The organism is Aquidulcibacter paucihalophilus (assembly GCF_002105465.1).
Classification (GTDB): domain Bacteria; phylum Pseudomonadota; class Alphaproteobacteria; order Caulobacterales; family Aquidulcibacteraceae; genus Aquidulcibacter; species Aquidulcibacter paucihalophilus.
In genome coordinates this window covers 1-12,820 of record NZ_NCSQ01000141.1, presented here as the reverse complement: position 1 = coordinate 12,820, position 12,820 = coordinate 1, and the positions used below count along the sequence as shown (strand labels likewise).

14 protein-coding genes and 1 pseudogene are annotated in these 12,820 nt (G+C 55.0%); 10 read left to right on the top strand and 5 right to left on the bottom strand.

What is annotated here, in order from left to right; genetic code table 11:
- Nucleotides 1-137 precede the first annotated feature (137 nt).
- From B7364_RS09085 to B7364_RS09075, 3 genes are all read right to left on the bottom strand, one after another.
- A complete protein-coding gene (locus tag B7364_RS09085; RefSeq protein WP_085339681.1) occupies nt 138-932 on the bottom strand; it encodes a hypothetical protein in 795 nt (264 codons plus the stop codon).
- A gap of 127 nt (nt 933-1,059) precedes the next feature.
- Nucleotides 1,060-1,827, bottom strand: coding sequence for an arginyltransferase (locus tag B7364_RS09080; RefSeq protein WP_085339680.1), 768 nt, complete (start codon nt 1,825-1,827; stop codon nt 1,060-1,062).
- A 78-nt stretch (nt 1,828-1,905) separates the two neighbouring features.
- Nucleotides 1,906-2,796: a flagellar motor protein MotB gene (locus tag B7364_RS09075; RefSeq protein WP_085339679.1), complete on the bottom strand. Its 891-nt coding sequence runs from the start codon at nt 2,794-2,796 to the stop codon at nt 1,906-1,908.
- A gap of 75 nt (nt 2,797-2,871) precedes the next feature.
- On the opposite strand from B7364_RS09075, the gene B7364_RS09070 reads away from it, so the two are divergent.
- The 3 genes from B7364_RS09070 to B7364_RS09060 are packed head-to-tail and all read left to right on the top strand — an operon-like array spanning nt 2,872 to nt 4,831.
- A complete protein-coding gene (locus B7364_RS09070) occupies nt 2,872-3,360 on the top strand; it encodes a flavin reductase family protein (protein WP_085339678.1) in 489 nt (162 codons plus the stop codon).
- A complete protein-coding gene (locus B7364_RS09065; RefSeq protein ID WP_085339677.1) occupies nt 3,357-4,235 on the top strand; it encodes an NAD(P)-dependent oxidoreductase in 879 nt (292 codons plus the stop codon). The genes B7364_RS09070 and B7364_RS09065 overlap by 4 nt, the downstream gene beginning before the upstream one ends.
- Nucleotides 4,235-4,831, top strand: a complete 597-nt coding sequence (locus tag B7364_RS09060) for a hypothetical protein (RefSeq protein WP_085339676.1) — start codon at nt 4,235-4,237, stop codon at nt 4,829-4,831. The genes B7364_RS09065 and B7364_RS09060 overlap by 1 nt, the downstream gene beginning before the upstream one ends.
- Before the next feature lie 3 nt (nt 4,832-4,834).
- Here B7364_RS09060 and hemB read toward each other — a convergent pair whose 3' ends face one another.
- On the bottom strand, nt 4,835-5,839 hold the full coding sequence (gene hemB / locus B7364_RS09055) for a porphobilinogen synthase (RefSeq protein ID WP_085339675.1): 1,005 nt from the start codon (nt 5,837-5,839) through the stop codon (nt 4,835-4,837).
- A 66-nt stretch (nt 5,840-5,905) separates the two neighbouring features.
- On the opposite strand from hemB, the gene B7364_RS09050 reads away from it, so the two are divergent.
- The 7 genes from B7364_RS09050 to B7364_RS18000 all read left to right on the top strand — a co-directional run bounded on the left by B7364_RS09050 (nt 5,906) and on the right by B7364_RS18000 (nt 12,479).
- Complete coding sequence (locus tag B7364_RS09050; protein WP_085339674.1) at nt 5,906-7,048, top strand: acyl-CoA dehydrogenase family protein; 1,143 nt, start codon at nt 5,906-5,908, stop codon at nt 7,046-7,048.
- 127 nt (nt 7,049-7,175) lie between these two features.
- Entirely contained in the window at nt 7,176-8,183 is a 1,008-nt protein-coding gene (locus tag B7364_RS09045) for a glycerophosphodiester phosphodiesterase (RefSeq protein ID WP_332835080.1), read from the top strand.
- Complete coding sequence (locus tag B7364_RS09040) at nt 8,180-9,271, top strand: enoyl-CoA hydratase/isomerase family protein (protein WP_085339672.1); 1,092 nt, start codon at nt 8,180-8,182, stop codon at nt 9,269-9,271. The genes B7364_RS09045 and B7364_RS09040 overlap by 4 nt, the downstream gene beginning before the upstream one ends.
- Complete coding sequence (gene mmsB, locus B7364_RS09035) at nt 9,265-10,152, top strand: 3-hydroxyisobutyrate dehydrogenase (RefSeq protein ID WP_085339671.1); 888 nt, start codon at nt 9,265-9,267, stop codon at nt 10,150-10,152. The genes B7364_RS09040 and mmsB overlap by 7 nt, the downstream gene beginning before the upstream one ends.
- Before the next feature lie 78 nt (nt 10,153-10,230).
- The gene (locus B7364_RS09030) at nt 10,231-10,737 is read left to right on the top strand and encodes a MarR family winged helix-turn-helix transcriptional regulator (RefSeq protein WP_085339670.1); all 507 of its coding nucleotides are present in this window, start codon (nt 10,231-10,233) and stop codon (nt 10,735-10,737) included.
- A gap of 192 nt (nt 10,738-10,929) precedes the next feature.
- Nucleotides 10,930-12,150: a 5-aminolevulinate synthase gene (hemA, locus tag B7364_RS09025; protein ID WP_085339669.1), complete on the top strand. Its 1,221-nt coding sequence runs from the start codon at nt 10,930-10,932 to the stop codon at nt 12,148-12,150.
- A 2-nt stretch (nt 12,151-12,152) separates the two neighbouring features.
- Complete coding sequence (locus B7364_RS18000; RefSeq protein ID WP_085339668.1) at nt 12,153-12,479, top strand: DUF6898 family protein; 327 nt, start codon at nt 12,153-12,155, stop codon at nt 12,477-12,479.
- Between the two features lie 63 nt (nt 12,480-12,542).
- Here B7364_RS18000 and B7364_RS09015 read toward each other — a convergent pair.
- Nucleotides 12,543-12,779 (bottom strand): annotated as a pseudogene (locus B7364_RS09015) (MucR family transcriptional regulator); the annotation flags it as partial.
- Nucleotides 12,780-12,820 lie beyond the last annotated feature (41 nt).

Sequence of the window (12,820 nt, the reverse complement as noted above, 5' to 3'; positions counted from 1 at the left end):
AAGCACAAGGCAAACCCCCGGTGGTTTCCCACGCGGGGCTAGACGTGTTGGGGGTGGGGTGAGGAGGGCGGTTCAGCCCAGCAAAAGGGCGTTTGGTTGCCCAAACGCCTTAATCCATGCGCGTATTCGAGAACAGCCTAGAAGGCCGCGTTCAGGCGGACTGAAACTGGGATGGTGATACGGGCTGATTTGTCGTTCGCAGCCCCAAGGCCCAGTGGCGTCAGGTTGGTGTCGACTTCCGACAAGTTAGAATGATAGCGCACGCCCACTTCTGCGCCGATTTCCGCGAACGGAGCGATCAGATAGGTGGCCCCTACATCACCGCCAATCACATAAGTGACTTTGTCATCATAAAGGTTCCAGGTGCCAATGGGGGCATTGGGGACAAGCGAGGTGGAGGCAGCAATGGTAGCAGACAGCGCATCGGTTTGGGTGACGCCCGCGCGCAAAGTGTAATAAGGGAACAAACGGTCGGTCATGACAGGGCTTTCCAGCCACTGACGATAGCCCAATTCAACACCCATTTGCTTGAAATCGCTAAAGGTTGCCGTCAATGGGGTGGTGCAACTTGTTGCCCCTGACACGACAATTTCAATACAGCCGATAGCGGCGCTTTTGCCATTAGCTTGGCTATAAGTGAGGGCACCAAACATTTCAGAGGTCTGTGTCAATGCATAGCGCACTTCAATGGTCGCCTTGATGGGCGCATCAGAACTGTCGGCGAAATCGGTGCCGCGCAGCCGCAAAATGCCCGACCCAGCGAGGCTGGCATTCAAGGTGGCAAGATTGACGCTGGTGCTGGAGGATTCGTCAATGATTTTTCCGCTGACTGGAAACTCATAGCCAACTGATCCACCAAAGGAAAACGGAGAATCTGCCAATGCTGGGCTACTAATCAGCGCCACGGCAGGAATGAGATAAGACAGACGCATAACAGATTACTCCACACACAAGACAACGCTGAAATTCTTGTGGCGTGTAATGTTTAACGTTTCCTAACTCGATTGATTATCAACCCGAATGACTCGCGATTTGCTTAGTAAAGCTTGGAATCAATGCTTAGGTGTTATCGAGTAATGGGCTTAAATCGGTCCAACCGGACGAACCCAAGGCTTCAATCGGGCGGAAATTGGTCTTATAGGCCATTTTGCGTGAACCCCGCACCCAATAGCCCAGATAGACATAGGGGTAATTGACGGCCTGGGCTTGGCGCAAATGATCTAAAATCATGAAGCTGCCCAAGCTTCGGACGGGCTCTTTGGGGTCAAAAAAGGCATAGACCATCGACAACCCGTCGGCCAAAGCGTCGACCAGCGCGCAGCCGATCAGCCGGCCTTCTTCATGATCGGCACGATATTCGATTATATGGGTGCGGACGGAGGTTTCTTCCACCATAGCCGAATAATCAAACACCGACATATCCGACATGCCCGCCCCGAAATGACGGTCCTTCAGATAGGATTGGAGTAGGGCATATTGCTCGTAGGTGGCATGGGCTGGAACAAGTTTTGAGACAACATCTTGGTTGCGGGCAAGAACCCGCCGCCACCGCTTGGAGAATACAAATTGCGCGGCGGGAACCCGTACCGACACACAGGCCGCGCACATGTCACACGCAGGGCGATAGGCAATATTTTGCGAACGGCGAAAGCCTGCATGGGTCAAGCTGTCATTAAGCTCAATCGCATCATGTCCATCGAGAGCGGCAAAGACTTTGCGTTCCCGCCGCCCGTCGAGATAAGGGCAAGGCTGGGCAGCAGTCAGGTAAAACCTGATGTTCTTAGAAGCGGAAATCCGCCCAGCAGGTGAAGTCGGGTCCGTGCTCATGTTGGAAGAGTGTAACAACTTTCTCAGTCTTTGGCCAAGACCCGATTAGATAAAATGACCCGAAGTATGTGGAAAATTCTACAAACCACCATCTGCTGGGAGGGGGGAGGAGGCGCGTTGCAGCACAATCGCGATGCGGCGGTTGGCGGCTTGATATGGATCATCTGGGAAGAGGGGATCAGAGCCTGCTTTGCCAGAGACTTGGGCAATGCGATCCTCACTCAAACCAGCAGCCGTCAAGACGCGGCGGGCCGCATTGGCGCGGGCGGATGACAAATCCCAATTCGAATTGCGCGGATCTGGATTGGGCGCGGCATCGGTATGGCCCGAGATGCTAACTCGGTTTGGCAGCGTCTCAATGATCCGCGCCGCCGCCTGCAGGATCAGACGCGCCCGGTCATTGGGTACGGTTGAGCCTGGCTCAAACATGGGCCGGCCTTCTTGGTCGACCAATTGAATGCGTAAGCCCTCTGGGGTTTGGTCGACAATGATATTGCGCGACATTTCGGCCAATTCCGGCATATCTTGCAGGGCTTGGCGTAAGCTCATTTCGGCTTGCTGGAACTCAGCCTGTTCGCGCTTGGCAATGGCATCTTCGGCCGCCTTATCGGCTGCGTCGGCTGCACCCTGCCCACTATTCTCGCCAGCTTGGCTTGGCGGCTGGCTGGCCGGTGCAACGGATTCAAAAATGGGTGTTACCCCTTTCTGCATCGCACCTACTTCCCCTAGAGCCGTACCGCCCAAAATGCCGCCCGACCCTGAGGTCGATGCCGACACACTGGCGGGGGCAAAATAATCAGCGATCCCGCGCTTTTGCTCGGGCGAGGAGGTGTTGATCAGCCACATCAGAAGGAAGAAGGCCATCATCGCCGTCACAAAGTCAGCATAGGCCACCTTCCAAGCACCGCCATGGTGCCCACCGGCTATCTTCTTGACTTTTTTAATTATAATTGGCCGGTTGGACGACATGATGTGCTTCTCACAGTGATAGTGTTGAGAAGTATGCACGATGTCGGTTAAGAGCAGGTTTGCAGGAAAGAACAAATGACATTTGACTTAAAAGACTATCGATCTGCCTTGGGCAGCTTTGCCACGGGCGTCACGATTGTGACCACCTTGGATTCAAACGGAAATGGCCATGGTTTGACGGTCAATAGTTTTGCGTCGGTGTCACTCGAGCCGCCACTGGTTCTGTGGTGTTTGGGCAATAAGTCCGACTCGTTTGATCTGTTCTCGAAATGCGACGCCTATGCGATCAATGTTTTGGCCGACAACCAAGGCGATCTGGCGATGCGCTTTGCCGGTAAAGGTGACCAGAAGCTAGCCGCTGGCGAGTATGGCGCGCTTCAGACCGGCAGCCCCATTCTCCCCGGTACGATCGCTGCCTTTGATGCGGAAGTGGTACAGCGGATTGAGGCTGGGGATCATCTCATCCTACTTGGTCAAACCAAAGCCTATCAGCGCCATGATGGACAAGGCTTGGCCTATTTCCGCGGCCAATTTGGCTCTACTACGGCCTTGGCGAAGTCATGACCCAGCCCAAACTCGCCTTTCTAGGACTGGGGGTCATGGGTGGGCCCATGGCTGGCTGGTTGGTCAAGAAGGGCTTTGAGGTAAAGGTCTGGAATCGAACCCAAGCGAAGGCTGAGGCTTGGGCGCACGCCAATCCGGGCGAAGTAGCGACAACCATTGCAGAAGCCGTGGCCGGCGCAGACTGTGTGATGGCCTGCGTCGGCGATGATCCAGATGCACGCGCTGTGGCACGTGAAGCCTTTGCCGCGATGCAAGCTGGCACCCTTTATGTCGATCACACCACCACCTCGGCCGCCCTGTCGCAGGAACTTGCAGCCGCAGCAGCTCAAGCGGGCTTAGAATGGGTGGACGCCCCGGTGTCTGGCGGACAGGCTGGTGCAGTCAATGGCCGCCTGACAGCCATGTGTGGGGCCAGTGAAGCGAGTTTTGCGCGCGTCAAACCGGTTTTGTCGGCCTATTGCGGCACGATTATTCGGATTGGCGAGGCCGGGGCCGGTCAATTGGCCAAGATGGTCAATCAGATTGCGATTGCGGGGGTCGTTCAAGGCTTGGCCGAGGCGGTCGCCTTTGCGAAAGCGCAAGAACTGGATACCGATGCGGTGCTTGCCGCAATCTCAAAAGGGGCGGCCGGGTCTTGGCAAATGGAAAACCGTTGGCCGACTATGGTTGAAGACCGCTATGATTTTGGATTTGCGGTCGACTGGATGCGCAAGGATTTGCGGATCGTTTTGGATGCGGCCCAAGCCAAGGGGCTTGATCTTGCCTTGACCCAGATGGTTGATGGCTATTATGCCGAGATCCAAGCTGCAGGGGGTGGGCGTCTTGATACCTCCAGCCTCGCCAAACGTTTCACGTCTCTCAGAAAGCCAGATTGATGTTTTCCTTTTTATTGCTTGCCGCGATCGCCGAAACACCTACCCCATTTAAGCCCTCGCCCCTCTGTGACGGCATTGCCAAAATTGAAGCGGCGACCTTGGACCGCCCACGCGCCTTTCGGTCTTTGGTTGCCACCGAAATGCGCCAGGTTCGGGTGCGGAATGGCGAAGGCATCTGGACCATGCAAGAGCGCCCGGTCACGGTTGTAAAACCCTTAGAGGGGCTTCAAGATTGCCGCTTTGTTTATAATTCGTCGATTTCACTGGCATGCTATGGCGCTTCGGTGGTGGATGAATCCGATGCGGCTGTCGTGGAGCAGGCCTTGACGAATTTTGCTGATGAAGTCGCAAAATGCCTGAAAAATGAAAAGCTCACGCGGCGCAATGATGATTTTGGCTCAGCGCCCTCCATTTCCTTTGCAGGTGGTGCGAAAGAGCCCTTCTACCAGATTTCCATAGTGCCTTTGCCCGACGTTTCCGACAAGCGCCGGCCTGAGCTTTTGGTTTTGGGCGCAGCAGAACTTCCACCCGCACCTGCAGCTAAACCAGCCCCTGCAGCACCAAAAAAAGCTGCACCCAAAGCCAAAAAACGTTGAAACCTAGCGCAGCCGTTTGGCGGCTTCCATAGCCCAATAGGTGATAATGCCGTCGGCACCCGCCCGCTTAAAGCAGGACAAGGCCTCAAGCCGCACCCGTTCACCATCCAACCAGCCATGGGCAATCGCGGCTTCCATCATCGCGTATTCACCCGATACTTGGAATGCATAAGTGGGCACACCAAAGCTTTCTTTGACGCGGCGCACGATATCCAAATAGGGCATGCCAGGCTTGACCATCACCATATCGGCCCCTTCGGCTATATCAAGGGCCACTTCGCGCAAGGCCTCGTCACTATTGCCCGGATCCATTTGATAGGTCTTTTTGTCGCCCTTTAGCGCCCCCTTAGACCCAATTGCATCGCGGTAAGGACCATAAAAGGCCGAGGCATATTTGGCCGCATAAGACATGATGGCGACATCTTGAAAGCCTGCTGCATCGAGGCCCGCGCGAATGGCACCAATGCGGCCATCGGTCATGTCCGACGGGGCGACCACATCGGCCCCAGATTGGGCTTCCAGCACCGCTTGGCGCACCAAAGCCTCAATAGTTGGATCGTTTAGCATCGTGCCAGCTTCATCTATCAGACCGTCATGGCCATGGTCTGTAAATGGGTCGAGCGCCACATCGGTCATGAGGCCCACTTGGGGGGCTGCGGCTTTCATCGCAGCAACGACCTCGGGCACAAGTCCTTTGGGATTAAACGCTTCACTGCCTGCGCCATTTTTCAGCGCCGGATCAATGAAAGGAAAGACCGCAATCATGGGAATACCAAGGCTCTCGGCCTCTTGCGCCACAGCGACAGCCTCTAAGCGGCTATAGCGAAAAGTGCCCGGCATAGAGGCTACAGGAATCCGGCTTTCAGTGCCATCGTGCACCACCATCGCCAAGATTAAGTCATTGACGCTTAACTGGGTTTCACGGGTTAGCCTGCGTCGCCAATCGGTCAAACGATTGCGGCGCATACGGGTGGCAGGGAAGGCGGATGGAGGCAGATGTGTTGTCATGGAAGTATGTGTAGCGCCATAATTACGAAACGGCTACGCTGCCCCGCATCACAGGATTCCCGAGCTATGGCCTACGACACGACCGAAGATCAAAATCTAATTATTTCAACCGCGCGCCGCTTTGCGCAAGAGTCCCTCGCCCCCCATGCCATGGCGTGGGAAGAGGCGGGCATCCTAGACCGGGCTACACTGAAAGCCTTGGCAGAACTGGGCTTTGCTGGAATTTATGTGCGCGATGATGTGGGCGGTTCTGGCCTTACCCGCTTGGATGCGGCGATTATTTTCGAGGAATTGTCACGTGGGGACGTGTCGCATGCGGCTTTTCTGTCTATCCACAATATGGCCAGCTGGATGATAGACACGTTCGGCTCTGAAGAGCAGCGGCAGAGATTTTTGCCCGCTTTGACACGTATGGAATGGATTGCCAGCTATTGCTTGACGGAACCTGGGGCAGGGTCTGATGCGGCATCGCTTTCCACCAGCGCACGGCGCGATGGGAACGATTATGTTATCAATGGTACGAAGGCCTTTATCTCTGGGGCGGGCTTTTCAGACCTCTATGTCGTGATGGTGCGCACCGGTGAGGCAGGACCAAAGGGGATTTCGACGCTGGTAGTCCCCAAGGATGCGCCGGGTCTTTCCTTTGGCAAGAATGAAAAGAAGATGGGCTGGCAGGCCCAGCCAACCGCTCAAGTGATTTTCGAGGATTGTCGCGTTCCGGTTGCCAATCGTTTGGGCGAAGAAGGCCAGGGCTTTACTTTTGCTATGAAAGGGCTCGATGGCGGGCGGCTCAATATCGCAGCCTGTTCTTTGGGCGGTGCCAGTGATGCGCTAGAGCGGGCCTTTGCCTATTCGCGTGACCGCAAACAATTTGGCCAAGCCTTGTGGAATTTTCAAACCACACAATTCAAGCTGGCTGATATGGCGACCGAACTTGAGGCCGCGCGGGTGTTTTTGCGCCACGCAGCCGCAGCCCTCGATGCCAAAAGCCCTGAGGCCACAAAATTATGCGCCATGGCGAAACGTTTTGTCACAGATATAGGCTTTCATGTCGCCAATCAGGCGCTGCAGGTTCATGGTGGATACGGTTATCTCAAAGACTATGAGGTTGAGCGTATCGTTCGCGATCTGCGGGTGCATCAAATCCTTGAGGGCACCAATGAGGTCATGCGTGTGATCATCGCAAGGGAATTAGATCGTGGTTTTTAGAGCGCAGGTCGGTCGTCGTAATTTATTGATGGGACTAGGTTCGGCTGTGGGGGCAGGTGTGCTGGCATCTTGTGCTTCCAGCCACATGGGTCCTGTCACGGCCCGCCCAATCAAAGGAGGCCGGTCTATGACCCAGCCAATCATTATCGCCCACCGGGGTGCTTCGGGCCTGCGGCCAGAACATACTTTGGCCGCCTACCAACTCGGCATTGATCAAGGCGCCGACTTTATTGAGCCTGATTTGGTTTTGACCAAAGATGGGCACTTGGTTTGCCGGCATGAAAACGAAATTGGCGGCACCACGGATGTCAGCGCCCGCCCGGAATTTGCCGACCGAAAGAAGGTACAGGTGATTGATGGGGAGCGCCACGAAGGCTGGTTCACCGAAGATTTCACCTTGGCTGAGATCAAAACCCTGCGCTGTAAAGAGCGTCTGCCGCAATTGCGGCCGGGTAATATGGCCTATGATGGACAGTTTGAGGTACCTACGTTTGAAGAAGTGCTTCAGCTTGCCAAAGAGCAGAGCGCACGGATTGGGCGGACCATCGGAGTTTATCCTGAAACCAAACACCCAACCTGGTTTGAAGGTCTTGGTTTATCATTTGACGCGCCTCTACTCGCGCTTATTCAGCGCTATGGCCTGGATGCTCCAGATGCCCCAATCTTTATCCAGAGCTTTGAAGTCACCAATCTCAAGCGCTTACGGACCAAGACCAAAGCTCCTTTGGTGCAATTGATGGCCAAAGACGGCGGCCCATTCGATCTGGAAAAGGCAGGTGTTTCCTATGCGAGCATGGCAACAGCCGCGGGGCTGAAGGAGATTGCCACTTATGCCAATGGCGTCGGCCCAGAGAAAGTCCTTATCCTGCCGCGCGACGGGGCCAATCGAACCTTGAACCCGACAAGCTTTGTCCAGGATGCCCATGCTGCTGGCCTTGTGGTGCACCCTTGGACCTTCCGTGCCGAAAATTACTTCTTGGCCGAAGACTATCGCAAAGGCCAAACTACTGATCCGACCTATCTGGCCCAGCATGGCGATCTGATAGCCGAGACACAGGCCTTTATGGCCGCAGGCGTAGACGGCGTGTTCTCTGATTTCCCGGGCATCGCCTTTGCTGCGCGAGCATCAAGATGAGGGATCTTCTGGCCCCACCTGTTTTGGTATCTACCCAGGGCCAATTGGGCGTGTTGACGTTGAACAGGCCAGAAGCGCTGCATGCGCTTGATGGGCAAATGGTCAAGATCATGACTGACGCTTTAGTGGCGTGGGCGCACGACCCAACAATCGCTGGCGTCATGGTCGATCACGCTGGGCCGCGTGGTTTTTGTGCGGGCGGCGATATTCGTATGTTGGCCGAGAGTGGCGCAAAGGACGGCCAAGACGCACGTGAGTTCTTCTATCATGAGTATCGGCTGAACCATTTAATTGCCCATTATCCAAAGCCCTATGTGGCCATCCTAGATGGTGTGACCATGGGGGGTGGCGTGGGGATTTCCGTGCATGGACCCTTTCGGATCGGGACAGAGCGCACCCTATTTGCCATGCCCGAGACGGGCATCGGCCTGTTCCCAGACGTCGGAGGCGGTTGGTTCCTGCCGCGTTTGGCTGGCGAGATTGGCATGTGGCTGGCCCTGACGGGTACGCGTCTTAAAGCCGCCGATTGTGTGGCTGCAGGGATTGTGACCCATTTTGTACCCAGTGAGCTTCTCGATGCTGTGAAAGCACAGGTAGCAGGGGCCATGTCGACCCATGCACCACGCTCGGCGCTCAAATCCGGGCTTGCAGCTTTGGATGAAGGGGCAGGCAGGCCGCACCATTTAACCCCTGAGACCCTTGCGATCATCAATCGCTGCTTTAACCGCGAGAGTGTTGAGGCGATCCTAGCAGCCCTGTCTCGCGACAAAAGCGAATGGGCACATGAACAGGCCCGCGTGTTGGCGGAAAAGTCACCACAGACCCTAAAGGTTGCCTTCCGGCAATTGCGCGAGGGACGTGCTGCCACAGACTTTGCGTCCCACATGGCCATGGAATACCGGATTGGCGCGCGTGTCGTACGCCGACATGATTTCCTCGAAGGGGTGCGCGCAGTCATTATTGACAAGGATCAAGCACCAAAATGGCATCCGGCAACCCTTGCTGAGGTGGATGACGCTTTGCTTGATGCAATCTTCGCCCCCCTTTCATCGGGGGAGGGCACGGAATGGGAACCCCTCCAATGGTAGATATCGCATTCATCGGTTTGGGCGCTATGGGCTCTGGCATGGCGGCTAATCTTGCTAAGGCGGGGTACCGGGTGCGCGCTTTTGATCTGGTACCTGCCTCTATTGAAGCAGCCGTGACAGCAGGATGTGTCGCTGCACCCTCCGTCAACCAAGCCGTTTCAGGCGCGGACTTCGTCTTGACCATGTTGCCAACAGGCGCGCATGTGCTGGACGTCTATCAACAGGGGGAAGGCGTTCTGGCCCATGCGCGTCCAGATGCTGCCCTTATCGATTGCTCGACCATTTCTGTGGAAGACGCGCGCGCCATTGGTGAAGCGGCTCGCGCGGATGGGTTCTTCATGTGTGATGCACCTGTTTCGGGCGGTGTTGCAGCGGCCGCAGCGGGCACGCTGACCTTCATGGTCGGTGGATCAGCAGCCGAATTTGAGAAGGCAAAACCGGTTTTGCAAGCGATGGGCAAAGCGGTGATCCATGCGGGTCAATCTGGGGCAGGTCAGGCGGCGAAAATCTGCAATAACATGTTGTTGGCCATCTCGATGATCGGCACGTGTGAGGCATTTGTATTAGCTGAAAAGCTGGGATTAGACGCAAAAGCCTTCTATGATATCGCTTCTCAGTCCTCGGGTCAGAGTTGGTCGATGACAAGCTATGCGCCGGTGCCAGGCTTGGTGCCAAGCGCACCTTCCAACCGAGATTTTAACAACGGATTTGCTGGCGCCTTGATGTTGAAGGATTTAAGGCTGGCTTTAGAGGCAACCCATCATGTGGGGATGACAGCCGCCTTGGCCTTAAAATCAGAAGAGATTTATAGTGAATATATTCTTAAGTATTCGCCAAGTCGTGATTTTTCTGGGGTGATTGATATGCTTAGGAACCAGTAAAGTTCATTTTAACAAGATATTAGAGACTTTGCCTTAAGTTATCTCGAAACGTCGAAGAATACGGCGGGAGAAAAAATTATGGCGGGTCAAACACAACAAAATTCTGTCGGCGAACTGGTCGAAGAATCGAGCTTAAGCGAATATCGTCGTGCGCTCTCTTTGGTCGAGCGTCTCCATCGTCAATTGCTAGACGTGGTGAAGGACGATTTGGATCGGGCGGGTCATGATGATTTGACCCCTGTCCAAGCGCTTTTGATCTTCAACATCGGCGATGCCGAATGGTCGGCGGGTGAACTGAAGTCGCGTGGCTTCTACCTTGGTTCGAACGTTTCTTATAATTTGAAGAAACTGCACGAGCTAGGCTATGTCGAAAGCGGCAAGTCTTTGCACGACAAGCGTCAAATCCGTTTGCGCCTGACGCAGGCTGGTAGCGATTTACGCAAGCAGTTGGACACCATGTTCCAACGACATGCAGCCACCTTGAGCCCCGTTGGTGGCGTAGAAAGCCCAGATCTGGTCTCGTCAAACAAGACATTGACCCGTTTGGAACGCTTCTGGGCCGACCAAATTCGCTTCCGCCTGTAAGCGGGCGAGTCAAGTCTCAATCAAATTGCCGCTATCGAGGCTTCGATAGCGGCTTTTTTGTGCTGTTTTAACGCGTGCATCTGTTTGCTGCGAGATATTGCCTATGGCTTTGTGATCGATTTCGTCTACTTAGTCTTCCAAGACTGATTGGAATAACGCTCACCCAGAGGGGGCCGCGGGGCCCAACTTGTCATGGATTATGAAGGTGCCTTCAAAAAGGCCGTCACCGAAGTCCGCAATGAAGGGCGTTATCGGGTATTTGCCGATGTGAAACGCATCCAAGGCCAGTTTCCGCGTGCCCGTCGCCGCACAGAATCTGGTGAGCAAGATATCGTAATCTGGTGTTCCAACGATTATTTGGGGCAGGGCCAGCACCCCCGCGTGCTCGAAGCCATGACCCGTGCCATTGAGGATGTTGGGGCAGGCTCTGGCGGCACACGCAATATCTCTGGCACCACCAGCTTCCATGTCGATTTAGAGCAGGAGCTAGCCGATTTACATCAGAAGGAAGCAGCCCTTCTGTTCACATCAGGCTATGTCGCCAATGACGCGACTTTGGCGACTATGTCGCGGATTTTGCCGGGTTGTATCATTTTCTCAGACGAGAAGAACCACGCCTCGATGATTGAGGGCATTCGCCGTTCCGGGTGCGAGAAGCGGGTGTTCCGGCACAATGATGTCGCCCATCTGGAAGCTTTGCTGGCGCGTGCACCGATCGATGCCCCTAAGCTGATTGCGTTTGAAAGCGTCTATTCCATGGATGGGGACGTTTCTCCGATCCATGCGATTTGTGATCTTGCTGAGCGCTATAGCGCAATGACCTATCTCGACGAAGTGCACGCAGTCGGCCTTTATGGGGCACGCGGTGCCGGCATTGCCGAGCGGGACGGGGCCTTAGATCGGATCGACGTGATTGAAGGCACCCTAGGCAAAGCCTTTGGCCTGATGGGCGGCTATATCGCAGGTAGCCATGCCATGGTCGATGCAATCCGCTCGTTCGCCCCTGGCTTTATCTTCACAACCTCCTTGGCACCGGTTTTGGCTGCGGGCGCGCTAGAAAGTGTGCGCATCCTAAAAAGTCCTGAGGGCGTTGACTTGCGCGCACGTCACCAGCGCCAAGCCAATCTGCTCAAGCGCTTGTTCCTTGAAGCGGGCCTTCCTGTCATGGAAAGCTCCACGACCCATATCGTGCCTCTGCTGGTTGGAGATGCTGTGCAATGTAAGGCCATTTCAGACCGGCTGCTGCAAGACCATGGCGTTTATGTGCAGCCGATCAACTTCCCGACCGTGGCGCGCGGTACAGAGCGGTTGCGCTTCACCCCAAGCCCCTTGCATGAGGATGGCTTATGTGAAGCCTTGGTTCAGTCGGTCCTTGATGTGTGGCACACCAAGGCAAGTAGCCAAGTCGCCTAATCATGGCAGAGGATGTGCAGCCAGATCCCCTGCTCAGGGAACTGGCTGCGCGAGAAATCTATATTGAACGGCAATTTCGCGGGCCTTATGCGCAAGTCCGCGCCATTGATGCCCTGACGGGTCTAGAAGTTGCTGTAACGACGCCGGCAAGTGCCGCTCAGTTTGATCAGCATCGACTAGCCTTACGCAAGCTTGGCCAATGTCTTATGGCCCACGGCCATTTGGTTATTAAAGTCGACGAACAAAAGCAAAGTAGAGAAGCGGACAAGTCCGCGGCTGTTGCTAAGAGTACATCTGCCAAGCTGCCTAAAGGGGGCATCTATACTTGAGATCGAAGCCCCCGATGCAAAAATGGCATCTCAGCGCAGGCCGAATCTGCCTAAATCGCAAGCCTATCGGCCGCGAACCCCACGGCCCAAACCGATCTGGCGGGCAAATTCGCTGCGACGTTTCGCATAATTTGGCGCGACCATGGGATAGTCAGCTGGCAGATTCCATCGGCGTCGATATTCCTCGGGCGACAAATTATACTTCGAGCGCAAGTAACGCTTGAGCATTTTGAGTTTCTTTCCATCCTCAAGGCAAACAATATAATCATCGGTAATTGACTTACCTAAGCTTACAGCGGCCTTAGGCCGTGTGGACAAAGTGGATTCCCAAATCAGTTAGT